Source organism: Mycobacterium sp. RTGN6 (assembly GCF_033804605.1).
Classification (GTDB): domain Bacteria; phylum Actinomycetota; class Actinomycetes; order Mycobacteriales; family Mycobacteriaceae; genus Mycobacterium.
Genome location: NZ_JAPZKZ010000009.1, coordinates 191,642 through 215,920 on the forward strand (window position 1 = coordinate 191,642; position 24,279 = coordinate 215,920).

The window sequence follows — 24,279 nt, forward strand, 5'->3', positions numbered from 1 at the left end:
GGACACCGTCGCCAAGGTAGTGCCATGGGGCGGTTCGTGGAGCCTGACCCCGATGTGCGTCCGCGGCGAGCGCGCGCAAACTCCGGTTTCTGAGCGGCGTGTCGCCCGCAGACACGCGCGCTCGCGGAGATACGGACAGTTTGGTCAGTCAGTCGATGACGACGGCGTCCTTGTGCTCGGTGATGGGCCTCGCGGGTTGCTGCTCGTCGCAGATGCGCTGCAGGTTCTTCAGCGTCTCGTCGAGTCCTGGGCCCAGCGGCTTGCTCGGCGTGAACGTCGCGGGCAGGTGCTTCATCCCCTGGATGACGCCGATGGTCTCGTAGTGCTCGGTGCCCTCGGGATCGCACACGTAGTCGGGCATCCGGTCGAGCACGGCGGTCAGCATCGACTTGAACACGGTCCGCGCGACGTTCGAACCGACGCAGCGGTGCACGCCGATGCCGAAGCTGAAGTGCCGGTTGCCCTTCCGGTCCATGATGAGCTCGTTGGGCTCGTTGAACACCGAAGGGTCGCGGTTGGCCATCGCCCAGGAGATCCAGAGTCGCTCGCCCTCTTTGAACTGCTGGCCTTCGACCTCGACGTCCGCGGAGAAGGTGCGGCCGTCGCCCGGTGCAGGCGTGTAGAAGCGCAGGAACTCTTCGGTGGCAGGGTTGAGCAAGGTGTCGCGCTCGCGGCTGAGCAGCTCGCGCTTGTCCGGGTGCTCCGACAGCCACTCCAGGGAGTGCGCGGTCAGCGCGGTGGTGGTGTCGAAGCCGCCGCCGATGATGAGCCCGAGGTTGCCCAGAATCTCCATGTCGGGAGCGGGTTCGCCATCGATGCGCAGTTGCAGCAGCGCATTGACCAGGCCGGGCCGGGGGTTCTCCCTGATCTCCATCATCGTGGTGATCATGTCGATGCCCATCTGGCGGTTCATCTCCGCGACGCGCGGGGCGTCGGGCGAGTGCTCGGGCGTGGATACCGACGCGTGCGCGGGTTCGCTGTAGACCGGCCACTTCTGAAGCTCGATGCCCATCATCGCGAGGGTGAGCACCGCAGGCACGATGTTGGCGAGGTCGTCGACGAAGTCGATGCGGCCCGATTCGATCTTCTCGTCCAGCGCCGCCCGGGTGATCTCGTCGACGAACGGCTGCCACCGTTTGATGGCGGCGGGGGAGAGGTACGGGTTCAGCGCGCCGCGGTAGGTGCTGTGCTCTGGCTCGTCCATCTCGAGGATGCCGCCGCGGACCACCGTCGCCCGTTGCGCCTTCGGGATGGTGATGCCCTGGTATCCCTTGCGTTCCCCGTTGATGTCGTGGTCGTTCGAGACGGCGGGACAGCGGGCCAGCTCGAAGACGTGCTTGCTATCCGCGGCGACCCAGTGCCCGTTGTATGCCTCGGTCCAGGCCATCGGGCACTTGGACTGCATCTCTTCGGTGATCTCGTCGAACTGTTCGCGATATTCCGGGGTGTGCCGGTCGAAGTGGTAGCTGTGCTTCTTGCGGTCGTCGTCGGTGGCGACGTCGTCGATGCTCACGGCGGTGTCTCCTATTGATCTATCTTGGCGGCGGCCGGGCTTAGGTGTTGGGCGCCAGCGTCATTCGATGACGATGGCCTGTTCGGGGCAAGAGTGCGCGGCTTCCTCGACGGCGGCCTCCTGGTCGGCTGGCACCACTTCGGACACCGGCGATGCGTGCCCGTCGACGTCGTCGAGTTCGAACGAGTCGGGCGCGATCATCGAGCACAGGGTGTGACCCTGGCAACGCGTCCCGTCAACCGAAACCTTCATGATCGCAACCCCTTCCGATTTCTTTCAGTGCTCAGGTGTGGTAGTCGTACCACTTGAGGTAGCCGCCGGCGTCGACCCGCAGCTGCATGCCGGTCACGTAGCGGGCCTCGTCGGAGACCAGCCACAGGATGGCGTTGCTGATGTCCTCGGGCTCGATGAAGTTGACCTTCATGGCCTGCTGGACTCCGAACACCGGCTCGGCGTCGGCGCGCGTGGGGTTCTCCAGGTCCGGCCGGAACGACTTGTACATCGGCGGGCTCTGCAGCATGTCCGTGTTGCAGTTGGTGGGGTGCACCACGTTGGCGCGAATGCCGCGGACCGCCAGCTCGGTGGCGAGGTCGTGCACGAACTGCGACAGCAGCCGCTTGGACGTCATGTAGGCCATACCGCCCGGATCGGCGCCGGGGTTGGGCTTGTTGTGCGCGTCCATCAGGGCGGCGGTGGAGCCGGTGGCCACGATGGCCGCACCTTCCTTCAGGTGGGGCAGCGCGACGTGAATGGCGTTGATGGTGCCGATCAGGTTGGTGTTGATGACGTCGGTCCACGCCTGCATCGGCGGTTCGCCCTTCATCCCCGCGATGCCGGCTTGGGCGACCACGATGTCGAGGCCGCCGAGCTGCGCGATGCCCTCTTCGAGCGCCTTCTTGAGCTGCGACGCCTCGCGCACGTCGGCCTTGGCGGTGAAGATGCGTTGGCCGGTCTTCTCGACGAACGCGGCAGTCTCCTCGAGGTCCTGCGGCGTCGCCATGGGGTAGCCGATCGTCGCGACGTCCTCGCAGAGGTCGACGGCGATGATGTCGGCGCCTTCCTCGGCCAGCCGGACGGCGTGGCTGCGGCCTTGACCCCGCGCCGCGCCCGTGACGAATGCGACCTTGCCTGAAACGCGTCCCACTGGTTGTCCCTTCGCTGGTGTGGTCTCTGGAGCTAGGTGTTGCGTCCGCCGTTGACGCCAAGGAGCTGGCCGGTGATGTAGCCAGCTTCCTCCGAGATCAGGAACGCGCACGCGGCGGCGATGTCCTGGGGCGTGCCGATGCGACGCACCGGGGTGGCCTGGATGGTCGCGTCGATGTCGCCGAGGAAGCCCTTCTCGGCAGCGGCGCGCAGCATCGGCGTGTCGATGAATCCCGGCGGCACCGCGTTGACGGTGATGCCGTTCGGGCCGTACTCCAGCGCCAGGGTCTTCGTCAGCCCGTTGACCGCGGACTTGGCGGCGACGTAGGGCGACATGTACGGCGCGCCCGAGTGCGTGCTCGAGGACGAGATGTTGACGATGCGGCCCCAGCCGGCTTCGAGCATGTCGGGCAGCACTGCCTGAATGCAGTGGAAGACACCGTTGAGGTTGACGTCGATGACGCGCTGCCAGCGCTCGAACGAGACGTCGTGGAACTTCTTGAAGCTGTCCAGGCCCGCGGCGTTGACGAGGATCGACACCGGGCCGAGCTGCGAGCGGATGCCCGCGAGCGCCTCGTCCACCTGGGCTCGATCGGTGACGTCGGCGGCGAACGCGAACTCTTCGTCGCCGGGCTTGAGGTCGATGATCGCGACGTGGTGACCGTCGGCTCGCAGCCGATTCACGATCGCCTGACCGATGCCTGAACCGCCTCCGGTCACGACGGCGTTCTTCACGTGGGCACTCCTCCTACTGGTCACTCAGCCCGGGTCGTTCCTGAGACTAAGAATCTCGATTCCGAATATGAGAACCGTACTCTCGCGATGGCCGATATCGCAAGATAGGGGCCGGTCAGCGTCACTGGCAAAAGGGGTCCGCCTCGGTTGCGATGACACACTGACTAGGTAGTCTAGCCTTTCTTGTGTTCTCACCCAGTGAATGTAAGATTCGCCGATGATGAGAATGAAGTTTCCATCACAGTGAGGAGTGTTGTGTGACGCAGGCGTCAACGATCGCAGGTGACGGGCCGGCAGGCACAGCGCACGGAGTGGGCGGCGGACAAGCCGATCGCCGGATGCTCATCGACGGAAATCTCGTCGACGCCGAGCGGACGTTCCCCTCGTTGAACCCCGCGACGGGAGAGGTGCTCGGCCACGCTCCGGACGGCACCGTCGCCGACGCCGAGGCCGCCATCGCCGCCGCCCGTCGCGCGTTCGACACCGGCGACTGGGCGAAGGACGTCGACCTCCGGGTCCGTTGCCTCGAGCAGTTCCACCAGGCGCTGATCGACCACCGCGACGAGCTCGCCGCGCTCACCATCGCCGAGGTGGGTGCCACCCCCGCCCTGACCGAGGGCCCGCAGCTGGACCAGCCCATCGAGATCGTCCGCTACTACGCCGAGCTGCTGAAGACCTACCCGTTGACCGAAGACCTCGGAAACATCGAGAGTCGCGGCATGCAGCACCACCGCTGGGTGGAGAAGGAAGCCGGCGGAGTCGTCGCGGCCATCATCGCGTACAACTACCCCAATCAGCTGGCCCTGGCCAAGCTGGCGCCTGCGCTCGCGGCCGGGTGCACCGTCGTGCTCAAGGGCGCACCGGACACCCCCTTGGTGACGCTCGCGCTCGGTGAGTTGATTGCCAACCACACCGACATCCCCGCCGGCGTCGTCAACGTGCTCAGCTCGTCCGACCCCGAGGTCGGCGCCGTGTTGACCACGAGCCCCGACGTCGACATGGTGACGTTCACCGGATCGACGCCCACCGGTCGGGCCATCATGTCGGCGGCCAGCGCGACGTTGAAGAAGGTCTTCCTTGAGCTCGGCGGCAAGTCGGCAGCCATCGTGCTCGACGACGCCGACTTCGGCACCGCCGCGATGTTCGCCGCGTTCAGCATGGTCACGCACGCCGGTCAGGGCTGCGCGCTGACGTCGCGCGTCCTGGTACCCCGCAAGCACCACGACGAGATCGTCGAGCTCATCAAGACCAACTTCAGCCACGTCCGCTACGGCGACCCGAACGACCCGAAGACCTACATGGGCCCGCTCATCAGCGAGCGGCAGCGCGACAAGGTCGACGGCATGGTCCAGCGCGCCGTCCAAGCTGGGGCCACCCTGGTGACCGGCGGCGAGAAGAAGGACCCGGGATACTTCTATACCCCGACGCTTCTGACCGACGTCGCGCCCGACGCCGAGATCGCCCAGGACGAGGTGTTCGGGCCGGTGCTCGTCGTCATCGCGTACGAGGACGACGACGACGCGGTTCGGATCGCCAACGACTCGATCTACGGACTGTCGGGTGCGGTGTTCGGCAGTCAGGAGCGGGCGCTGGCGGTCGCGCGGCGAATCCGTACCGGCACGTTCTCGATCAACGGCGGCAACTACTTCAGCCCCGACAGCCCGTTCGGCGGATTCAAGCAGTCGGGCATCGGCCGGGAGATGGGCAAGGCCGGACTCGAGGAGTTCCTCGAAGCGAAGACCTACGCGACGGTGGTTACGTCTTGAGTGGGCCGCTCGAGGGCATCCGCGTTCTCGAAGTCGCGATGTACGGCTTCGTCCCGTCGGCTGGCGCAGTGCTGGCCGAGTGGGGCGCCGACGTCATCAAGGTCGAGCACGCCGTCACCGGTGACCCGCAGCGTGGGCTGCGCCAGACCGGCATGCTTCGCGTCGAGGGCGATCCCAACCCGAACATCGAGCACGCCAATCGCGGCAAGCGAGCCATCGGCCTCGACATGTCCGTGCCGGGGGGCCGGGAAGTGCTGCTGGAACTGGCCAAGCGGGCCGACGTGTTCCTGACCAGCTTCCTGCCAGGGCACCGCAAGAAGTTCGGCATCGACGTCGACGACATCCGCGCGGTCAACCCCGACATCATCTATGCGCGCGGCAGTGCGCTCGGCCCGCGCGGCCTCGAGGCGGAGAAGGGCGGTTACGACATGACCGCCTTCTGGTGCCGGGCAGGTACCGCCGCCACGATCACTCCGCCGGGCTTGGAGGGCATGATCGGGCCCCCTGGTCCGGCGTACGGCGACACCATCTCCGGCACCAACCTCGCAGGCGGCATCGCCGCGGCGCTGCTCAAGCGGGAGCGCACGGGCGAACCGTCCACCGTGGACGTGTCCCTGTTGGGCAGCGGGCTGTGGGCGATGGGCCACACGATTGCGCTGACGAGCCACCTGCAGGAGCTGATGATTCAGCAGCCGCCGGGCGTGCAGGGTTCGCCATTCAATCCGCTGGTGTCGGTCTACCGCACCAAGGACGACCGCTACATCTCCTTCGTGATGCTGCAGCCCACCAAGTTCTGGGCCGACGTGTGCCATCACCTCGACCTCGACAACCTCGTCGACGACCCCCGGTTCGCCACCGTCGAGTCGATCGCCGAGCACACCGCCGAGGCGGTCGAGCTCATCGGTGAGGTCATCGCCACCCGTACCCTGCCCGAGTGGAGTGAACGCTTTGCCACACTGGCGGGTCCGTGGGCGCCGGTGCAGGACACGCTGCAGGCTGCCCAGGATGCGCAGGTCCGTGCGAACGAATACATCGTGACGGCGGGCGAGCTGGAGTTGGTAGCGAACCCAGTGCAGTTCGACGTCACCGCACCGAGCACGGGACCGGCGCCCGCGTTCGCCGAACAAACCGACGACGTGCTTCTGGAGCTTGGTCTCGACTGGGACCGCATCATCGAGCTCAAGACCGCTGGCGCGGTTACCTAAGTGCAGCAAGGAAGTTCGATGACCAACGCCTCTGCCATGGCCCCTTGGCTGCCGAATGGGGGCCACCAAGCGGGTCGCGGGTCGTGTTGGGAGTGCTTGCCGGGAAACGAGACCCTTAGTCTCGTAAGCTATTTGCCGTCGAAACCCCGTTACGAATTAACGGCCAAACGTCACCCGCTGGGTGTGGTTGGTGTGGCACAGTGCGTCGAGTTGATTCAACCGTTGCGAGGAGTGGCCGTGAGCCGAGTAGGCAGCGCCCGAAACGCACTGGCGCACAACCTTGGCGGGCCGACGGTCGTGTCGGGCGTGACGATCCTGGAAGGACCTGGCGCTGATGGCTGTTAAGGGGCCCGAGCGGTGGTCGATGGGGGTCGGGGTGCCCAAGGGCCTTTCCGGGGCGATGGGTGCGGTCGGCGGACTGTTCTCGATGGGTTTGGACGCGGTGAAGTTCATCTTCGTCCGGCCGTTCTATTGGCGGGAGTTCTTGGAGCAGTGCTGGTTCGTGGCGCGGGTGTCGTTGGCGCCGACGTTGTTGGTGGCGATTCCGTTCACGGTGTTGGTCAGCTTCACGCTGAACATTCTTCTTCGCGAGTTGGGTGCGGCTGACCTCTCGGGTGCGGGCGCGGCCTTCGGCGCGGTAACCCAGATCGGTCCGACCGTGACGGTGCTGATCGTCGCCGGTGCCGGCGCCACCGCGATGTGCGCGGATCTGGGCTCGCGCACCATCCGCGAGGAGATCGACGCCATGGAGGTCCTCGGCATCAACCCGGTGCAGCGGTTGGTCACCCCGCGGATGCTGGCGGCGGGATTGGTGGCGTTCCTGCTCAACAGCCTGGTGGTGATCGTCGGGATCGTGGGCGGCTACTTCTTCTCGGTGTTCGTCCAGGACGTCAACCCGGGCGCGTTCGCCGCCGGGCTGACGCTGCTGACCGGGGTGCCCGAGGTGATCATCTCGTGCGTGAAGGCGTTGTTGTTCGGGCTGATGGCGGGTCTGATCGCCTGCTACCGGGGCTTGTCCATCACCGGCGGCGGCGCCAAGGCGGTCGGCAATGCGGTCAACGAGACGGTGGTGTTCGCGTTCATGGCGTTGTTCGTGATCAACGTGGTGGTCACCGCCATCGGCATCCAGATGACGGCGAAGTAGAGGGGTCGGGCCGTGGCACTACGCGTGACCTATCCGCGCATCACCCGCACCCTGCAGCAGCCGGTTGGCCTGCTGAGTCGCATCGGCGATCAGACGTTGTTCTACGGCAAGGCCATCGGGGGCACCCCGCACGCCTTCATCCACTTCCGCAAGGAGATCATCCGGTTGATCGCCGAGATCTCGATGGGTGCCGGGGTGCTGGCCATGATCGGCGGCACGCTGGTCATCGTCGGGTTCTTGACCTTGGCCACCGGCGGCACGCTGGCCGTGCAGGGCTACTCCAGCCTGGGCAACATCGGCATCGAAGCACTCACCGGATTCCTCTCGGCGTTCATCAACGTGCGCATCGCCGCACCGGTGATCGCCGGGATCGGGTTGGCCGCCACCTTCGGCGCCGGAGTCACCGCGCAGCTGGGCGCGATGCGGATCAACGAGGAGATCGACGCCCTGGAGTCGATGGCCATCAGGCCCATCGAATACCTGGTGTCCACCCGCATCGTGGCCGGGATGATCGCGATCACCCCGCTGTACTCCATCGCGGTGATCCTGTCGTTCCTCGCGTCGCGGTTCACCACCGTGTTCCTATTCGGACAGTCCGGTGGGCTCTATGACCACTACTTCAACACCTTCCTCAACCCGATCGACCTGTTGTGGTCGTTCCTGCAGGCCATCTTGATGGCCCTGACCATCCTGTTGATCCACACCTACTACGGCTACTTCGCCACCGGCGGACCCTCCGGAGTCGGGGTCGCGGTCGGCAACGCGGTACGCACCTCATTGATCGTCGTGGTCTCGGTGACCCTGCTTGTGTCACTGGCCGTCTACGGCTCCAACGGCAACTTCAACCTGTCGGGCTAGGGGAGAGACGTCGAGTGTCCAATTCATTAGTCCGCCCACTGGCCGGCCTCGCGATGGTCGCCGTGCTCATCGGAATCGTCGTCTTCGCGATCGGGATGTTCAACGGCGGCTGGGGAACGACCGTGCCGGTCACCATCGTCTCCGAACGCGCAGGCCTGGTGATGAATCCAGAAGCCAAGGTGAAGATGCGTGGTGTCCAGGTCGGCCAGGTCGAGCGGATCGAGAACCGCCCCGACGGCAAGGCGGTCCTGCACCTCGCGATGTACCCCGATTCGCTGAACGCCATCCCGGACAACGTGCTCGTCGACATCTCGTCCTCGACGGTGTTCGGCGCCAAGTCGGTCGAGCTCGTCGAGCCGCCCGACCCGTCGTCGAAACCGCTTCGGGATGGGCAGCAGCTCGAAGCTCAGCACGTCACCGTCGAGACCAACACGCTGTTCCAGCAGCTCACTTCGGTGCTGAAGGCGATCGACCCGGTGAAGCTCAACGAGACCCTGGCCGCGATCTCGGGCGCCCTCAGCGGGCGCGGCGAGAAGCTGGGCGAGACGGTCACCGACTTCAGCCAACTGCTCGCCAAGATCAACCCGAGCCTTGGCAACATCAGCCGTGACCTCGAGGTCGCCCCCCAAGCGATCAGCGGCTACGCCGACACCGCTCCGGAACTCGTCGACATCATCGACAGCACCGTGACGGTGAGCAACACCCTGGTGGACCAGGAACAGAACCTCGACGCGTTCCTGATCAGCGCCGTCGGGCTGGCCGACACCGGCAACGACGTGATCGGAACCAACCGTCAGGCGCTCACCGACGACATGCGCATGCTGGTGCCCACCCTGGCGCTGGCCAGCCAGTACCAGGAAAACCTGACGTGTGGACTCCAGGGCCTGATCCCGTTCATCCACACTCCGCCGCCGGACCGGCCCGGCGTTGACGTGACGGCCAACTTCACATTGGGCGTCGAGCGCTACCGCTACCCGCAGGACCTCCCGAAGGTGGCGGCGAAGAGCGGTCCGACCTGCAAGGCGATGAAGTTGCCCATGGTCCCGACCAACTTCCGCCCGCCGTTCCTGGTCGCCGACGTCGGAGCAAACCCGTGGGCGTACGGAAACCAGGGTGTGCTGCTCAATTCGGACGCGCTCAAGGAGGCGCTGTTCGGCCCCATTGACGGCCCGCCGCGAAACAGTGCGCAGATCGGAATGCCCGGATGACCGGCTCAAGAAGCATGCTCGTCAAGTTCGGCATCTTCGCCGCGATCATGGCGCTGCTGACGGTGTTCCTGTTCTTCACCTTCGGGCAGTACCGGACCGGATCCACCAACGGCTACTCCGCAGTCTTCACCGATGCGTCGCGGCTGGCGGCGGGTGACACGGTCCGGGTGGCCGGCATCCGCGTGGGAACCGTGAAAGACGTTTCGCTGCAATCGGATCGAAACGTGCTCGTCGAATTCGACGCCGACCGCGACATCAAGCTGACCAGTGGCACCAAGGCCGCGATCCGCTACCTCAACTTGACCGGTGACCGCTTCCTCGACCTCGTCGATGGTCCAGGCTCGACGAAGTTGATGCCTGTCGGATCGCAGATCCCGGTGGATCGCACCGAACCGGCGCTCGACCTCGATCTGCTGCTCAGCGGGCTCAAGCCCGTCATCCAGGGCCTGAATCCGCAGGATGTCAATGCGTTGTCGCAGTCGTTGGTGCAGGTCTTCCAGGGCCAGGAGAGCAACCTCGACTCGCTGCTCGCCAGGACCTCGTCGTTCACCACCACGTTGGCGGATGACAATCAGACCATCGAGGCTCTGATCGACAACCTCAACACGGTGCTCGGCACCATCTCCAAGGACGGCGACAAGTTCGCAGGCGCGATCGATCGACTCGAAAAGCTCATCAGCGGGCTGTCGCAGGATCGCGACCCGATCGCCACCGCGATCTCCTCGCTCGACAACGGAACGGCGTCGATCGCCGACCTGCTCACCCAGGCGCGGCCTCCGCTGGCGGGCACGGTGGATCAGCTGAATCGCCTGGCACCCAACCTCGACGCGGGTAAGGGCTACCTCGACGGCGCCTTGATGCGAGCCCCTGGCAACTATCGCAAGCTCGCACGAATCGGTGCCTACGGCGCCTTCGTGCAGTACTACATCTGCGAACTCTCCATCAAGGTCACCGATCTTCAGGGCAGGGCATCGTTCTTCCCCTTCGTGAAGCAAGAAAACGGAAGGTGCGCTGAGCCCTAATGCTCAAATACCGTGCATCAAACCTGATCCGGGCGGGATTCATGGGGGTGGTCCTCGCCATCCTCGTCATCGCCGTGGGCCTGCAGCCCGAGCGGTTGCTGGCGTATGCGACGTCGTTGCAGTACAAGGCGCTCTTCGCCGAAGCGGGCGGCATCAGCGTCGGTAACGACGTCACGCTGGCTGGCATCAAAGTCGGTGCCGTGACGGATATTTCACTCGTCAACGGCGACGCGCTCATCGGGTTCACGATCAACAACAAGTACCCGCTCGGGTCGGAGACGTCGGCTCACATCAAGACCGGCACGCTCCTGGGGGAACGGGTGTTGACACTGGAGTCGGAAGGCAGCGGAAAGCTGAACCGCACCGACCCCATCCCGATTACGCGGACGTCTTCGCCGTACTCGCTGAGCGATGCGGTCGGCGACCTGACGACCAACACCGAGGGCACCGACACCGCACAGCTCAACCAGTCGCTCGACACGTTGTCGTCGACCCTCGACCAGATCGCGCCGCGACTCGGTCCGACGTTCGATGGCCTCACGCGACTGTCGCAGTCGTTGAACAGCCGCAACGAAACGCTGGGTGAACTGCTCAAGACGGCCTCGGACGTCACCGGAATCCTTTCGGAGCGAAGCGGGCAGGTGAACAGCCTGATCCTCAACGCCAACGACCTGCTCGGTGTACTCGTCGAGCGTCGCCAGGCGATCGTCGACCTGCTTGCCAACACCTCGGCGGTCTCCAAGCAGTTGGTCGGGCTGGTGGCCGACAACGAAAAGGAACTGGCGCCGGTGCTCGAGCACCTCAACAAGGTGAACGAGGTATTGGTGCGCAACCGGGACAACCTCGCCAAGGCGATCCCTGGCGCCGCCAAGTACCAGACGACGCTCAGCGAAGCCGTGTCGAGCGGCTTCTACTACACCGCGTACGTGCCGAACTTCCAGCCGTGGCAGTTGTTCCAGCCCTTCTTGGACTACGCGTTCGGCTTCCGCAGAGGCGCGTTCGGTGACGGCCAACCGCCGTCGCAAGCCGGGCCACGGGCCGAACTCCCGCTGCCCTACAACTCGATTCCTGGAGGGTCGCGATGAGCGCGCGCAAGTGGCTGGTGCCCGCGCTGGCCGCCGTGTTGGTGCTCGCGCTCATCGGAGGCGGATACGTGGCGCTGCGCGCTGCATTCTTTGCGCCGACGAAGATCACCGCATTCTTCCCAACGGCTACCGCGATCTACCCGGGCGACGACGTGAGGGTCTCCGGCGTCAAGGTCGGCACCATCGACTCGATCGAGCCGCAAGGTACCCAGACGAAGATGACGATCAAGGTGGATCACGGGGTGCCCGTGCCTGCCGACGCGCAGGCGGTGATCGTCGCCCAGAATCTGGTCGCCGCCCGCTACCTCCAGTTGACCCCGGCGTTCCGGGGGGACGGCCCGAAGATGGCCGATGGTGCCGTGATCCCGCTGGACCGGACGGCAGTGCCGGTCGAGTGGGACGACGTGAAGAAGCAACTCGAGCGCCTCGCGACCGACCTCAACCCGACCGAGGACATGTCGACCAGTTCGGTCGGCCGGTTCATCGACAGTGCCGCGAACGCGCTGGATGGAAACGGCGAGAAGCTGCGTCAGACGCTGGCCGAACTGTCCGGCGTTGGCCGGATCTTCGCCGAGGGCAGCGGGAACTTCGTCGGCGTCGTCAAGAACCTCCAGGTCTTCGTCACCGCGCTGAAGAACAGCAACGAGCAGATCGTGGCGTTCAACGACCGGCTGGCCACCCTGTCCAGCGTGCTCGACGGAAGCAAGTCCGACCTCGATGCGGCGCTGACCAATCTCTCGACCGCGATCACCGAGGTGAAGCGATTCGTCGCGGGTACGCGCAACCAGACCGCCGAGCAGCTCGAGGGCCTGCGGCAGGTCACCCAAACGCTGGTCGATGTGAAGATGGATTTCGAGCAGGTGCTGCACGTCACCCCCACTGCGTTCGCGAACGCGTACAACATCTACGACCCCGATACCGGCTCGCCCCGAGGCGGCTTCTCGATCCCCAACTTGGCCAGCCCCATGCAGTTCGTCTGCGGCGCAATCGGCGCCGTACAGAACACCACGGCACCCGAGACCGCGAAGCTGTGCAACGACTACCTCGGGCCCGCATTGCGCTTGCTCAACCTGAACTACATCCCGATACCGATCAATCCCTACCTGGCCAAGTCGGCCAGCCCGCACAACATCATCTACGCCGACCCCAAGCTCGCGCCGGGCGGCGAGGGCGGTGTGCCGAGAGCGCCGGAGAACCTACCGGCGGTGTCCGCGTACACGGGCCTCGACGGCGACGTGCCGCCGCCACCTGGCATGGGCCCGGCACCGGACGGTCCCTTCTCGGCCCCCAATCGCCGGGAGAACTTCCCGATCCCCGCGCTGTACCCCGGCGCGCCGGTGCCGACGCCCGCTGACATACGGATTGGAGAGCCGATTCCGCCGCCTGCGTCGGGTGCCGTGCCGGATCTGCCGGGCATGATGCTCCCCGCGGTAGCGCCACCGCTGGTTCCGCCTGGCCCACCGCTGCCTGCCGAGGAAGGAGCACCACCGTCATGATGCGTGGAGCTTCAATGCGAAGTCTGTTCGTCGCGGGCACCTGCGTGGCGCTGACCGCCACGGGGTGCGCGTTCCAGGGCATCAACTCGCTACCCCTGCCGGGTGCGGTGGGGCGCGACTCCGATGCAGCCATCTATCACGTGCAGGTCGCGAACGTCTCGACGCTGGAGTCGAATTCGCCCGTCCTGATGAACGACGTCGTGATCGGCAGCGTCGGCAAGATGGAAGTCCAGGACTGGCACGCCAACGTCGACATCTCGGTCCAGCCCGGCGTCGTCATCCCGGCCAACGCGGTGGCCAGCGTCGGACAGACCAGCCTGCTGGGTTCGATGCACCTGGCGCTCAACCCGCCGTTGGGTCAGGCGCCCGAGGGCAAACTGCAGCCGGGGGCCACGATCGGGCTCAACGAGTCGTCGACGTATCCCACGACGGAGCAGACGCTGTCGTCGCTGTCCGTCGTCGTGAATGCCGGTGGGTTGGGTCAGCTCGGTGAGGTCGTGCACACGTTCAACGCCGCCTTGTCCGGCCGTGAGGACGACTGGCGAAACCTGGTGAGCCAACTCGACGAGTTCATCGGAACACTCGATCAACAGCGCCAGAGTCTCGTCGACACCATCACCGCGCTGAACCGCGTCGCTACCACGTTCGCCGACCGGCGTGACTCCATCAACGAAGCGCTGCAACGGATTCCGCGCGCGCTCGAGGTGCTCGACCGCGAGCGGCCTCAGCTCACCAATGCGCTCACCAAACTTGGGACGTTCAGCGACACCGCCAACAGGCTCGTCAACGACACCCAGGCCGACCTGGTGAGCAACTTGAAGAACCTTCAGCCGACGATTCAGGCCCTGGCCGACGTCGGCCCGGACTTCGACGCGGCGCTCGCCTATGCGACGGTGTTTCCCTACGGCCAGAACCTGATCGATCGGGCAGTCCGTGGCGACTTCATCAACCTCTTCGCGACGGTCGACATCTCTGGTCCGCGCCTGCGGAAGTCGATCTTCCTCGGCTCGCGGGCCGGCCAGGAGGGTCGCGACCTGGTGCCGGTGCCGGGCGAGCCGTTCTTCCAGCGCTACACCTACGATCCGATGGGTCGCCCACTCGCGCCGGCGCCTGCGTTCGGCCCGTTGGGGCCCGTGCCCCCGAACAATCCCGGCCTGAACCCCGACCCACCGGGTGCGTCCAGGAGCCTGCCCGGGCCGGGTTCCTATCCCGCAGCGCCGCCGCCACAGGCTCCACCACCACTGCCGCCCGTCGAGGGACCTGTGCTGCCGATCGTCCCGCAGAACGCCGACGGGGTGGCTGTCGCGGGACCGCCACCCTCGGGTGGGGACGGTCCCATATTCGCCGGGCCGTACTCGGCGGGTAGCGCGCAGCTTCCCGCGGCACCGACAGGAGCAGGTGGCTGATGCTGACTCGTTTCATCAGGATCCAGCTGGCGATCTTCACGATCGTGTCGATCATCGGTGTTGCGGTGATGGCGTGGACCTACGTGCAGGTGCCCACCCTGCTCGGAATCGGCCGCAACGAAGTCACCCTGCAGTTGCCGACGTCCGGAGGCCTCTACCGGTTCAGCAACGTGACGTACCGCGGCGTCGAAGTCGGCAAGGTCACCGAGATGAGGGTGACGCCCCATGGTGCGGAGGCGACGTTGTCGATCGCCACCTCGCCGAAGATTCCCGCGGACCTCGTCGCCGAGGTGCGCAGCGTGTCGGCGGTCGGCGAACAGTACGTCGACTTGCGGCCACGCACCGATTCGGGGCCGTATCTGCAGAACGGGTCCGTCATCACGGCGGAGAACGCCACGGTGCCCCCGGCGGTGGGCCCGGTGCTGGACCGAGTCAGCCAGTTGGTGGGCACGTTCCCCAAGGACAGGCTGGGTGATCTCCTGGACGAGACGTACAAGGGATTCAACGGCGCCGGTTTCGACTTCGGCTCGCTGTTGGACTCCGGTAACACGATCAGCCGTGACCTGAACGGGATTGCCGATCAGACCCGCACGCTCGCCGACGACAGCCGGCCGCTGCTCGAGGGGCAGGCTGCAACGTCCGACGAGATCCGGACGTGGGCGCGCAGCTTGGCGGGGTTCACCGGCCAGCTGGCGAAGGACGACCAGCAGTTCCGCACTGTGCTGCAGACCTTCCCGGGTTTCTCGGACGAGGTCTCGGGTCTGCTGAACCAGCTCAAGCCGACGCTGCCCGTGCTCCTTGCGAACCTCGGCACCGTCAGCGAGATCCTGATGACGTACAACGCGGGGCTGGAACAGCTTCTGGTACTGCTGCCCCCGTATTTCGCTCAGCAACAGTCCTATGCGCCGCTGTCCGACTCGACCGGTAGTGCGCGAGGCGACTTCGAGGCCTCGGTCGACGATCCGCCCGCTTGTAGAGTCGGCTTCCTGCCGCCGTCGTCGTGGCGTTCACCGGCGGACGAATCCGACATCGACACCCCGGACGGGATCTACTGCAAGCTGCCGCAGGACTCGCCGATCTCGGTTCGTGGCGTCCGCAACTTCCCCTGCATGCGCAAGCCCGGCAAGCGCGCGCCTACCGTGCAGATCTGCAACAGCGACAAGGAGTTTGAACCGCTGGCGATGCGGCAGCACGTGTTCGGCCCTTCTCCGATCGATCCCAGCCTGATAGCTCAGGGCATCCCGAACGACGACCGGACGACGCTGAGCGAGGACATCTTCGCGCCCGTCGAGGGCACTCCGCTGCCACCGGGTGCGGTTCCATCGAGCACGTCGCCCAACGTCGTGCCCTTCGGTGCACAGGTCGTCTCGCCCTTGGAGGCTCCGCTCGCCTCGGCGGTGCCGCCTCCGCCGCCTCCTGGCAATTCGTTGAACGGCCAGCCGATTCCACCGCTCGGGCCGCCACCGGGCCCAGCACCGGAAGCGGCTCCCGAGGTCGCGCCGCTGCCACCCGACGGCGCTGCGGTGCCGGCAGCACCGGCTTCGTTCGGGGGACCGAAGCCGGGCGCAGGCCCCACAGTGGCCGTCGCCCAATACAATCCGCGCACGGGTGAGTACATCGGGTCGGACGGCAAGCTGTACAAGGTGACGAACCTGGTTGCGGGCGTTCCGTTGGGCAAGTCGTGGAAGGACCTACTGCTCCACTAGCTCGTACGAAAGAAATGTGCTCGAGACATTGCACGCGCGAAGACGGGAGATGGCCGTGGCCACAGCGGCAAAGGCAGTAGCGCCCCTACTGGGCGCCGCGCTCGTATCGGCGGCCATGGTGGTCGCTCCGGCCGCCAACGCTGCCAAGATGACGATCGGCAACTACGAGATGGCGAACAACCGGTGGGACAACCACTCCTGGTTGTGGATAGTCACTCACTCGTGCGGCGATCCCGAATGTGGTACCTCGCTGATCGATCCCGTCGTCAATCCCGATGACGGCAACCTGAACGTGATCGCCATCCCCCGGCCACCCAAGAGTCAACGGTTCCAGGGCACGGCGTTCTACGCCGACGGCCGGTACACGCTGACGGTCGACGTCATCGACGGTGTGCGCTGCATCGGCTACAACCTGCCGTCGCACGACGTCTACAACTGGGACGGGGCAACGCTCGCCGGCAGCATCGTGTCCACCTACGACGCGAGCTGCTACGGAGGGCCCGGCGGCACGAGCACGTTCGACTTCTCGCTGATCCGGTTCTGAGTCCCGAACGGATGACTCAGAGATCCCCGCGCGTCCAGGTGCTGGCGCCGTTGCGCGCGTCGCACGACAGGAACAAACCGTCCGGAGCCTGCGCCATCTCACCGTCCCGCCCCGAGCAGTTGCCGCCCTCGAGCTTGATGCCGCGCAATTCGGTCGACCGGAACCAACGTGGTTCGTAGCGCCGCGGCGAGCCGCAGAACACGACCCGGCCCCAGTCCGTCACCCCGAACACGTAGTACGTGGAGTTCGAGCACGGCGCGCCCAGTACGGCACCCGGCATGATGCCTGGCACGCACGCAGGTTCGTTGCATGACGTCAGGTCATCGGGCGGCGCAGGATCGGACGGATCAGCCATCACCGGGGGTGCTGCAAGGAGGCCTGCGGCCAACAGGCCGGCAGCGGCAGCCACGACAATTCGCACGAAAGATACTCTCGCACAATGGAGAGTGAAATTCTCCTGTTTGGAGAAGATGAGTGAACCGGCAGGCCGGAAAGGGTCCCGCGATCGCTGCACCCACGGTGGCAAAACTGGTCCCTGGGCTGCGCTTAGAGTGATATTCTCCGGGCGAAGAATGGCATTGCCATCATGGACATACGCGAGGAGCAGGTAATGGGCCCAGCGAAGGTGATCGCAACGGCCGCGATGCTCGCCACGGCGTCGGTGCTGACCGCGCCCCAGTCTGCTGCCGACGACCTATCCCAATACGCTCCGAACGGAACGTATTCCGTCGTGTCGAACGGCGAGTGGGCCCGTACGAACGACCGCTACCAGGACGAGCCGTCGGTGCGCAGCACCTGGACCGTCTCCTCCACGTGCAGCACCGCCCTCACCTGCTCGGGCAAGGTCACCAGCAGCCTGGGCTGGACCGAGGACATCTACACCACCAGCGGCATGTGGTACGTCAAACACTATGTCGCCGACTGGATCCCGTGCCCCGACGGATCCACGTCCCCCGGGCTGCAGGTCTACCGCTTCTACCCCGCCAACGAAGACGGCATCCGAACGGATAACACCAATCTGTACCTCGGCGAGGACCAGACCACCGGCGTCAGCGGCAACTGCGGAAGGAACCGCTCACTGGTGATGAACCTGCCGGTCAAGATCTCAAAGATCGCCTGACAACCCGGGTTTCGCCCGTGTTGCCTATGCGACCGGAGTGAACGTGATGTTGATGTTGGTGAGCCCGCGCAAGATGAAGGTCGGCTCGTAGTCGTAGCGACGGTCATTGGCCGGGCCGTGCTTCTCCTCGTCGATGGCGATGTCGAGCATCCGGTCCAGGATGCGCTCGATGGACACCCGGCCCTCGACGCGGGCCAGCGGGCCGCCGGGGCAGGAGTGGACGCCGCGGCCGAAGGCGATGTGCTCGCGCACGTTCTTGCGATCCAGGTTGAACTCGTGTGGGTGTTCGAACTTGCCGGGGTCGCGGTTGACCGCGCCGGGGCACACCATCAGCGTGGTGCCCGCTGGCACGTCCATGCCGCCGACGGTGGTGTTCTTCTTGGCCAACCGGAACTGGCTCTTCACCGGGGCGTCCATCCGCAGCGCCTCCTCGACGAAGACCGGGATGCGGCTGCGGTCCTTGCGCAGCGCCTCCTGGATCTCCGGGTGCTCGCCGAGCACCTTTAGCGACGCAGACAGCAGCTTGGTGGTGGTCTCCTGGCCTGCGGCGAACAGGAACGTCGCGGAACGCGCGACTTCGAGTACCGGCGGGGTGGAGCCGTCGGGGTACTTGGCGGTGGCCAGTGCGGTCAGCACATCGTCGCGGGGCGACTCCCGGCGGTCCTCGAGGTAGGCGATGAATGTCTCGTCGAGCCACTCGAGCGGATTGCTCGCGACGGATTCGTGGTCGAGCGAGCCGACGATGGCGCCCGGTTGCGGCGCGCCGAGCACGTTGCGGAACTGCGAATGGTCTTCCTCGGGGACGCCGAGCAGATCGGCAATCACCAACATGGAGAACGGCTTTGCATACGCGCTGAGGAACTCGCATTTGCCGTCGGCGATGAAGTCGTCGAGACACTCGTCGGCCAGCCGCCACATGAAGTCCTCGTTCTCCTTCAGCCGGCTCGGGGTGAGCAGCCGGTTGAGCAGCGAACGGGCGTTGGTGTGATCGGGCGGATCCATGGTGACCATGTGCTCGAACATCGGCATCTGCGACCGGTGCGCGGTGATCTGCTCGGTGATGTCGTCGCCCTCGGGGGTGAAGGGCAGCGGCGGGAACGGACCGGCCACCGCGATGCACGACGAGAACGTGTCGGGGTCCTTCAGCACCGTCGCAGCCTCTTCGTACCCGGTGATCGCGAGGACGCCGTAGTTGGGCTCCTTGACGATCGGGCACTTGCCGCGCAGGTGGTCGAAGTATGGGTGTGGGTCGGGCACCAGGGTCTGATCGGTGAAGTAGTCGACGGTGTCGAAGTCGGTCATCTGGGGAGCGGTCCTTCCGGAGCGGGCGTCAACGGGGCGATCGGACTCGACGACGGATCCGTGCGCCGTCGCGATGTGGGCTGAAAGTGCTGAGCATCTGCTTAGCATGACGTACTGTCGTGGTCAAGGTCGCAGCACCTGGCTGCGACTACGATCTGCGTTTCGACGACAACAAACGAAGGAAGTGCACAGATGGCATCGGCGCGCAGGATCGGGGGACCGGACGCCAAGAACCGCATCGTGCTGCTCGACGCCGCCGAGCAGCTGATGCTGGAGGAGGGCTACGCCGCGGTCACGTCCCGCCGGGTCGCGGAGCAGGCCGAGCTCAAACCGCAGCTGGTGCATTACTACTTCCGCACCATGGACGAGCTCTTCCTTGCGGTGTTCCGCCGTCGTGCCGAGCAGGGGCTCGCGGCGCAGGCGCTGGCGCTCGAGTCGCCGCAACCGCTGTGGGCGCTATGGCGATTCATGACCGATCCGTCGGCCACCCGGCTGACGCTGGAGTTCATGGGCTTGGCGAACCACCGCAAGGCGTTGCACGCCGAGATCGCGCACTACGCGCAGCGGGCACGCGAGGAGCAGACCAAGGCGATCACCACCGTGCTGCAACGCTATGGGATCGACACGTCGGAGGTTCCCGCGGTGGTGTGGACGTTCTTCGCTACCGGCGCATCGCAGGTCCTGGTCGTCGAACGCAGTCTCGGGATGACCCTCGGGCACACCGAGATCCTGGAGTTCCTGGAGGAGCAGATCCGCAGACTCGAGGGCGAACCGTTGCCGATGGAGCGGGCGGACTCACCAGTTCCGGATTGAGCAGAGCGCGCCCTTCGGACCCTGATTCGTGACCACCACCTGGCCATCGACGGCGATCACGCAATGGAAGTTCGGCCGATGCGGGGAGTCCATGCTGCCTGCCGTCACCATGGCCCACTGGTCCGGGTTGGCGAGCATGACGTCCAGCGTCCACATCTGATTCGGCCCGACGTCGGCCTCGACGTTAGGACTGAAGGCGTACGGGTTGTGGCTGTACTCGGCGAAGTTCGTCGGTTCGACGTCGCGGTAGTAGATCTCGGCGTTCCGGAACGGGGTCTCGCTGAAGACGGTGTACTTGACGTGGTGGAGCACTAGATCGTCGGCCGCCGCGCTGGGCATGCCCGACACCAGACCGCCGAGCACGGCCGTCACCGCCAGTAGGAGTACAGCAAGCGACCACAGTCGGCGCGGAAACATCATTTCCAAATATTAGAACGAGATATGCCAGGCGTGGGCGCGAATGGCCGACCGCGGCCGCGAACGAGCGCGTGCCAGAGCTGCCAGCGGCCGCAAACGAGGTGCTGTGTTGACTACGGTCAGCAGTCGGCTTCTGCGCAGTTAGCGCAATTTCACACACTTTCGGCCGTCCGCGGGATGTTGACCGACGTCTAACTACTGACTAGCGTGCGACCCGTGGACACTGACCGCACGCAGATCGGCGCCGCACCTTCCCCGCCGCCGCGGCGGCGGGTGTAGGCCGCCCGTCATGACCAGTCCGTTGTCGGGGCCGATCCGGCAGGTCGGTCACGTCGTCGAAGACCTCGATCGAAGCCTCGCCGCGTGGGTCGCGATGGGTGTCGGGCCGTGGTACGTCGTGCGCAACCGCGTGCAGGGGGCGAGCTACCGCGGGAAGCCTTGCGAGATCACCATGTCCGTCGCGCTCGCCAATTCCGGCGAGCTGCAACTAGAACTCATCCAGCAACACGATGACACGCCCTCGATCTTCACCGAGTTCCTGGCGACGCACGGCGAGGGCTTCCATCAATTCGCCTGGTGGGTAACGGAGTTCGACGACACCGTCGCCGCGGCGGAGGCGGCCGGGTGGCCGGTCGTGTGGGCCGGCGGCGAGGACACGGCGACCCGATTCGCGTATGTCGAACCGCCGCAGGGCAGCCCGGCGACCATCTACGAGCTGATGGAGCTCACCGAGGCCACCGAGGGCATGGGTGCGTTCTTCCGCGACGCGGCGAAGAACTGGGACGGCACGGATCCCATCCGGGAGATTCAGGTGTGACGCTCGGTGGGCAAAAAAAATTCTGCGCCGCTCGAGATGAATTCCTAGAACCTGGAATTCATTCGGTCGGCGCAGAAAATTTCCTGCCGAGTTACAGCGGGGTCACTCCAACGGCCTGTGGGCCCTTGGCGCCTGCGGTGATTTCGAAGGACACACGCTGATTCTCTTCCAGCGTGCGGTAACCCTGCGATTGGATCTCGGAGTGGTGAACGAACACGTCCTCCGTCGCCTCATCAGGCGTGATGAAGCCGAAACCCTTTTCGGCGTTGAACCATTTAACGGTGCCCTGTGGCATACTTATTTTTCACTCTCTGCGTATTCATCGGACTCAATTCAGAAACTGTCCGTTCGCCGAGTCTAACAGCTGTTTTCCGGATGGAAACCCGCGGCGGGGGTCCAACTGGTGGCCGGCAGGCCAACTCGCATCCTCACTTGCCGCGGTTCATCACCCGATCCGCCGCCGCCCAGTGCGCGTCGGCCACCCATAGGCGGGCGAACGCCGCGACGGCCTCCTCGGGCGAGGCGCCTCTGACCACCCGTTTGATCTCGCCCGCGGCGGGGTGCGCCAGCTTCCGTGCGACCGCACGCCACTCCTCCTCGAACGACGCACGCGGCACCACGCGGTCCAGCAGACCAACGCGTTCCGCCTCGCTGGCATCGAGGATCGTCCCGGTACCTGCCAGCAGAAGCGCCCTGCTTTTGCCCACCAGCGCCGCGAGCCGTTCCGCGCCGCCCCACGCGGGCATGATCTCCAGTGTCACCTGGTTGAACCCGATCTTGACGTCATCCGCGGCCAGTCGGATGTCGGCCGCTACCGCTACCTCGGCGCCGCCGCCGAGCGCGTGGCCGTTGAGCGCCGCGAGCACCGGTCCGGGGAAGCCTGCGATGCGGTCGCACACCTTGCGCATGCGCCAAGCCATGGCTGCGGCGTCGGGTTCGGTCCGGATGGCACTTAGTTCCTTGAGGTCGCCGCCGGACACGAAGGCCTTTTCACCCGCCCCCTTGATGACCAAGGCTCTGGCGCCGACCGCGCCGTCGAGCGCCTCGTCGAGCCGGTCCATGGTCTCGAGCGAGATGGCGTTGCGCGCGTGCGGCCGGTCGATCGTGACGATGGCCAATCCGTCGGCCAATTCGAGTTCGACCATGCGGCTGTCGTCCAAGTCGTTCTCCAACTTCGGTATTGGCATTCTCGTAGCAGGAGAATAGCATCACCATCGGTCTTCAAGGCGTCGGCTACGACGCCATTCGATGCTGCGGAGGTGCCTGCGGAGCCCATGCAAAACGCCATGCGAACGATCCCAGCCGACCTGGTCACCCAGTATGAGGACGCGGGTTGGTGGACTCCGGACACGCTCGGCGACCTCGTCGCACGAGGGCTCGCGGCCAGTCCGGACTCCGGCTTCTGCGTGCATTCCGACGTGCGGCCGTACACCGGTACGTTCCGCGACGTCGAACTCGTCGCGCGCCGGCTCGCCGCTGGGCTGCGCGCACGTGGCGTCGGACCCGGTGACGTCATCGCACTGCAGCTGCCCAACTGGATGGAGGCCGCCGCGGCGTTCTGGGCGTCGGCGCTGCTCGGAGCTGTCGTCGTGCCGATCGTGCACTTCTATGGCCGCAAGGAGATTGCGCACATCGTGGCGACGGCCGAGCCGCGCGTCTTCGTGACCGCCGAACGGTTCGGCCGGATGACCTACCTTCCCGATCTCTGTTCGGACATCCCGATCGTCGTCCTCGTTGGCGGTGGAGCGACGCGGGCGCACGAGCACGATTTCGACGAGCTGCTCGAGCCCGAGCCGATGCCGGGCACCGTCGCCACCGATCCGGCCGCACCGGCCCTGATCGCCTTCACGTCGGGCACGACGCGAGACCCCAAGGGTGTCATCCACAGTCATCAGACCCTTGGCTTCGAGACGCGTCAGCTGCTGGCCAACTACCCAGCCGACCGTGGGCGCCAGTTGACCGCGACCCCGGTCGGGCACTTCATCGGGATGCTCAGTGCCTTCCTCATCCCCGTGCTCGAAGGCGCGCCGATCGACCTCGCCGACGTCTTCGATCCCGCCGCGGTGTTGGCCCTGATGAAGTCCGACGGCATCACCATCGGTGGCGGGCCGCCGTACTTCGTCACCAGCCTGCTCGACCACCCCGACTGCACCGACGAACACCGCAAGCACATCAAGACCGTCGGCCTCGGCGGGTCGAGCGTGCCCGCCGCGGTGACCCGGCGGCTGGCCGACTACGGGGTGTTCGTGTTCCGTTCCTACGGCAGCACCGAGCATCCGTCGATCACGGGTTCGGGCGTCGGGGCCGCCGAGGACAAGCGGCTGTACACCGACGGAAACGTCAGGCCCGGAGTGGAACTCAAGCTCACCGACGACGGGGAGATCATCAGCCGTGGGCCCGACCTGTGCCTCGGCTACACGGATCCGGAGCTGACGGCCAAGGCGTTCGACGACGAGGGCTGGTATCACACCGGCGACGTCGGCGTGCTCGACTCCGACGGCTACCTGACCATCACCGACCGCAAGGCCGACGTCATCATCCGCGGTGGCGAGAACATCAGCGCGCTCGAGGTCGAGGAGGTGCTGCTGGCCATGCCGCAGGTGATCGAGGCGGTCGTCGTCGCAGCTCCTGACGCGCGGTTGGGGGAGCGCGCGGCGGCGGTGCTGCGGATCAAGGCGGAGGCCGCGATGCCCACACTCGACGAGGTCCGCGCGCACTTCGAGGCGGCCGGGGTGGCCCGGCAGAAGTGGCCGGAGGAACTCCATCCGGCAGACGACTTCCCGCGCACGGCGAGCGGCAAGGTTCAGAAGTTCGTGGTTCGCCAGAACATTGCAGCTGCAGCTCGCCAGAACATTGCGGCTGCAGTTCGCCAGCGCCTATCGACGTGAGCCCCGGCGCGAGCTGCGACGGGCGGCGCATCGAGGCTTCCGCCCTGCGGAACGTCATTACCCATCGTCGTCAGTAGGCCGTTGAGGATTG

24 protein-coding genes are annotated in these 24,279 nt (G+C 65.8%); 15 read left to right on the forward strand and 9 right to left on the reverse strand.

Annotation, left to right across the window (positions count from 1 at the left end):
* Positions 1–148: 148 nt before the first annotated feature.
* Genes SLQ33_RS22540 through SLQ33_RS22555 form a run of 4 tightly spaced genes read right to left on the reverse strand, consistent with a single transcriptional unit; the run spans position 149 to position 3,391 of the window.
* Entirely contained in the window at positions 149–1,513 is a 1,365-nt protein-coding gene (locus SLQ33_RS22540; RefSeq protein ID WP_319456099.1) for a cytochrome P450, read from the reverse strand.
* A gap of 60 nt (positions 1,514–1,573) precedes the next feature.
* Positions 1,574–1,765 carry a ferredoxin gene (locus tag SLQ33_RS22545; RefSeq protein WP_319456100.1) on the reverse strand — a complete coding sequence of 64 codons (192 nt, stop codon included), beginning with the start codon at positions 1,763–1,765 and terminating at the stop codon, positions 1,574–1,576.
* Between the two features lie 31 nt (positions 1,766–1,796).
* Positions 1,797–2,657: a mycofactocin-coupled SDR family oxidoreductase gene (locus SLQ33_RS22550; RefSeq protein WP_319456101.1), complete on the reverse strand. Its 861-nt coding sequence runs from the start codon at positions 2,655–2,657 to the stop codon at positions 1,797–1,799.
* A 32-nt stretch (positions 2,658–2,689) separates the two neighbouring features.
* Complete coding sequence (locus SLQ33_RS22555; RefSeq protein WP_319456102.1) at positions 2,690–3,391, reverse strand: SDR family NAD(P)-dependent oxidoreductase; 702 nt, start codon at positions 3,389–3,391, stop codon at positions 2,690–2,692.
* A 338-nt stretch (positions 3,392–3,729) separates the two neighbouring features.
* Between SLQ33_RS22555 and SLQ33_RS22560 the strand changes: the two genes are divergently transcribed.
* The 11 genes from SLQ33_RS22560 (at position 3,730) to SLQ33_RS22615 (ending at position 16,831) form a co-directional block, all read left to right on the forward strand.
* Positions 3,730–5,157: an aldehyde dehydrogenase family protein gene (locus SLQ33_RS22560; protein WP_319456251.1), complete on the forward strand. Its 1,428-nt coding sequence runs from the start codon at positions 3,730–3,732 to the stop codon at positions 5,155–5,157.
* A complete protein-coding gene (locus SLQ33_RS22565) occupies positions 5,154–6,362 on the forward strand; it encodes a CoA transferase (RefSeq protein WP_319456103.1) in 1,209 nt (402 codons plus the stop codon). The genes SLQ33_RS22560 and SLQ33_RS22565 overlap by 4 nt, the downstream gene beginning before the upstream one ends.
* A gap of 334 nt (positions 6,363–6,696) precedes the next feature.
* The gene (locus tag SLQ33_RS22575; RefSeq protein ID WP_319456104.1) at positions 6,697–7,506 is read left to right on the forward strand and encodes an ABC transporter permease; all 810 of its coding nucleotides are present in this window, start codon (positions 6,697–6,699) and stop codon (positions 7,504–7,506) included.
* A 12-nt stretch (positions 7,507–7,518) separates the two neighbouring features.
* Positions 7,519–8,364 (forward strand): ABC transporter permease, encoded by an 846-nt coding sequence (locus SLQ33_RS22580; protein WP_319456105.1) that lies wholly within the window; start codon positions 7,519–7,521, stop codon positions 8,362–8,364.
* A 14-nt stretch (positions 8,365–8,378) separates the two neighbouring features.
* On the forward strand, positions 8,379–9,572 hold the full coding sequence (locus SLQ33_RS22585) for an MCE family protein (RefSeq protein WP_319456106.1): 1,194 nt from the start codon (positions 8,379–8,381) through the stop codon (positions 9,570–9,572).
* On the forward strand, positions 9,569–10,594 hold the full coding sequence (locus SLQ33_RS22590; RefSeq protein WP_319456107.1) for an MCE family protein: 1,026 nt from the start codon (positions 9,569–9,571) through the stop codon (positions 10,592–10,594). Before SLQ33_RS22585 ends, SLQ33_RS22590 begins: the two co-directional genes overlap by 4 nt.
* Complete coding sequence (locus SLQ33_RS22595; protein ID WP_319456108.1) at positions 10,594–11,679, forward strand: MCE family protein; 1,086 nt, start codon at positions 10,594–10,596, stop codon at positions 11,677–11,679. Before SLQ33_RS22590 ends, SLQ33_RS22595 begins: the two co-directional genes overlap by 1 nt.
* A complete protein-coding gene (locus SLQ33_RS22600; RefSeq protein WP_319456109.1) occupies positions 11,676–13,175 on the forward strand; it encodes an MCE family protein in 1,500 nt (499 codons plus the stop codon). The genes SLQ33_RS22595 and SLQ33_RS22600 overlap by 4 nt, the downstream gene beginning before the upstream one ends.
* The gene (locus SLQ33_RS22605; RefSeq protein ID WP_319456110.1) at positions 13,172–14,581 is read left to right on the forward strand and encodes an MCE family protein; all 1,410 of its coding nucleotides are present in this window, start codon (positions 13,172–13,174) and stop codon (positions 14,579–14,581) included. The genes SLQ33_RS22600 and SLQ33_RS22605 overlap by 4 nt, the downstream gene beginning before the upstream one ends.
* Positions 14,581–16,287, forward strand: a complete 1,707-nt coding sequence (locus SLQ33_RS22610) for an MlaD family protein (protein ID WP_319456111.1) — start codon at positions 14,581–14,583, stop codon at positions 16,285–16,287. The genes SLQ33_RS22605 and SLQ33_RS22610 overlap by 1 nt, the downstream gene beginning before the upstream one ends.
* A gap of 55 nt (positions 16,288–16,342) precedes the next feature.
* Positions 16,343–16,831, forward strand: a complete 489-nt coding sequence (locus SLQ33_RS22615; RefSeq protein WP_319456112.1) for a hypothetical protein — start codon at positions 16,343–16,345, stop codon at positions 16,829–16,831.
* 16 nt (positions 16,832–16,847) lie between these two features.
* Here SLQ33_RS22615 and SLQ33_RS22620 read toward each other — a convergent pair whose 3' ends face one another.
* Positions 16,848–17,252: a hypothetical protein gene (locus tag SLQ33_RS22620; RefSeq protein ID WP_319456113.1), complete on the reverse strand. Its 405-nt coding sequence runs from the start codon at positions 17,250–17,252 to the stop codon at positions 16,848–16,850.
* A gap of 189 nt (positions 17,253–17,441) precedes the next feature.
* Between SLQ33_RS22620 and SLQ33_RS22625 the strand changes: the two genes are divergently transcribed.
* The gene (locus SLQ33_RS22625) at positions 17,442–17,951 is read left to right on the forward strand and encodes a hypothetical protein (protein WP_319456114.1); all 510 of its coding nucleotides are present in this window, start codon (positions 17,442–17,444) and stop codon (positions 17,949–17,951) included.
* A gap of 24 nt (positions 17,952–17,975) precedes the next feature.
* On the opposite strand, the gene SLQ33_RS22630 is transcribed toward SLQ33_RS22625, so the two are convergent.
* A complete protein-coding gene (locus SLQ33_RS22630) occupies positions 17,976–19,253 on the reverse strand; it encodes a cytochrome P450 (protein ID WP_319456115.1) in 1,278 nt (425 codons plus the stop codon).
* A 192-nt stretch (positions 19,254–19,445) separates the two neighbouring features.
* On the opposite strand from SLQ33_RS22630, the gene SLQ33_RS22635 reads away from it, so the two are divergent.
* Positions 19,446–20,066: a helix-turn-helix domain-containing protein gene (locus tag SLQ33_RS22635; RefSeq protein WP_319456116.1), complete on the forward strand. Its 621-nt coding sequence runs from the start codon at positions 19,446–19,448 to the stop codon at positions 20,064–20,066.
* Here the strand turns inward: SLQ33_RS22635 and SLQ33_RS22640 are convergent.
* Positions 20,049–20,486: a hypothetical protein gene (locus SLQ33_RS22640; RefSeq protein WP_413467699.1), complete on the reverse strand. Its 438-nt coding sequence runs from the start codon at positions 20,484–20,486 to the stop codon at positions 20,049–20,051. The genes SLQ33_RS22635 and SLQ33_RS22640 overlap by 18 nt on opposite strands.
* A 286-nt stretch (positions 20,487–20,772) precedes the next feature.
* Between SLQ33_RS22640 and SLQ33_RS22645 the strand changes: the two genes are divergently transcribed.
* On the forward strand, positions 20,773–21,300 hold the full coding sequence (locus SLQ33_RS22645; RefSeq protein ID WP_319456117.1) for a VOC family protein: 528 nt from the start codon (positions 20,773–20,775) through the stop codon (positions 21,298–21,300).
* Between the two features lie 91 nt (positions 21,301–21,391).
* Here the strand turns inward: SLQ33_RS22645 and SLQ33_RS22650 are convergent, their stop codons facing one another.
* Together SLQ33_RS22650 and SLQ33_RS22655 are read right to left on the reverse strand one after the other, a co-directional pair.
* Positions 21,392–21,595: a cold-shock protein gene (locus SLQ33_RS22650; RefSeq protein ID WP_319456118.1), complete on the reverse strand. Its 204-nt coding sequence runs from the start codon at positions 21,593–21,595 to the stop codon at positions 21,392–21,394.
* Between the two features lie 133 nt (positions 21,596–21,728).
* Entirely contained in the window at positions 21,729–22,445 is a 717-nt protein-coding gene (locus SLQ33_RS22655) for an enoyl-CoA hydratase/isomerase family protein (RefSeq protein WP_319456253.1), read from the reverse strand.
* A 141-nt stretch (positions 22,446–22,586) separates the two neighbouring features.
* Here SLQ33_RS22655 and SLQ33_RS22660 point away from each other — a divergent pair, with 141 nt between their 5' ends.
* Entirely contained in the window at positions 22,587–24,188 is a 1,602-nt protein-coding gene (locus SLQ33_RS22660) for an AMP-binding protein (protein WP_319456119.1), read from the forward strand.
* The last annotated feature ends 91 nt before the right edge of the window (positions 24,189–24,279 follow it).

Coding starts and splice junctions, on each gene's coding strand:
- SLQ33_RS22545 (WP_319456100.1), bottom strand. CDS start 1,765: ATGAAGGTTTCGGTTGACGGGACGCGTTGCCAGGGTCACACCCTGTGC.
- SLQ33_RS22560 (WP_319456251.1), top strand. CDS start 3,730: ATGCTCATCGACGGAAATCTCGTCGACGCCGAGCGGACGTTCCCCTCG.
- SLQ33_RS22575 (WP_319456104.1), top strand. CDS start 6,697: ATGGCTGTTAAGGGGCCCGAGCGGTGGTCGATGGGGGTCGGGGTGCCC.
- SLQ33_RS22590 (WP_319456107.1), top strand. CDS start 9,569: ATGACCGGCTCAAGAAGCATGCTCGTCAAGTTCGGCATCTTCGCCGCG.
- SLQ33_RS22595 (WP_319456108.1), top strand. CDS start 10,594: ATGCTCAAATACCGTGCATCAAACCTGATCCGGGCGGGATTCATGGGG.
- SLQ33_RS22600 (WP_319456109.1), top strand. CDS start 11,676: ATGAGCGCGCGCAAGTGGCTGGTGCCCGCGCTGGCCGCCGTGTTGGTG.
- SLQ33_RS22605 (WP_319456110.1), top strand. CDS start 13,172: ATGATGCGTGGAGCTTCAATGCGAAGTCTGTTCGTCGCGGGCACCTGC.
- SLQ33_RS22610 (WP_319456111.1), top strand. CDS start 14,581: ATGCTGACTCGTTTCATCAGGATCCAGCTGGCGATCTTCACGATCGTG.
- SLQ33_RS22625 (WP_319456114.1), top strand. CDS start 17,442: ATGGGCCCAGCGAAGGTGATCGCAACGGCCGCGATGCTCGCCACGGCG.
- SLQ33_RS22630 (WP_319456115.1), bottom strand. CDS start 19,253: ATGACCGACTTCGACACCGTCGACTACTTCACCGATCAGACCCTGGTG.
- SLQ33_RS22635 (WP_319456116.1), top strand. CDS start 19,446: ATGGCATCGGCGCGCAGGATCGGGGGACCGGACGCCAAGAACCGCATC.
- SLQ33_RS22640 (WP_413467699.1), bottom strand. CDS start 20,486: ATGATGTTTCCGCGCCGACTGTGGTCGCTTGCTGTACTCCTACTGGCG.
- SLQ33_RS22645 (WP_319456117.1), top strand. CDS start 20,773: ATGACCAGTCCGTTGTCGGGGCCGATCCGGCAGGTCGGTCACGTCGTC.
- SLQ33_RS22650 (WP_319456118.1), bottom strand. CDS start 21,595: ATGCCACAGGGCACCGTTAAATGGTTCAACGCCGAAAAGGGTTTCGGC.
- SLQ33_RS22655 (WP_319456253.1), bottom strand. CDS start 22,445: ATGGTCGAACTCGAATTGGCCGACGGATTGGCCATCGTCACGATCGAC.
- SLQ33_RS22660 (WP_319456119.1), top strand. CDS start 22,587: ATGCGAACGATCCCAGCCGACCTGGTCACCCAGTATGAGGACGCGGGT.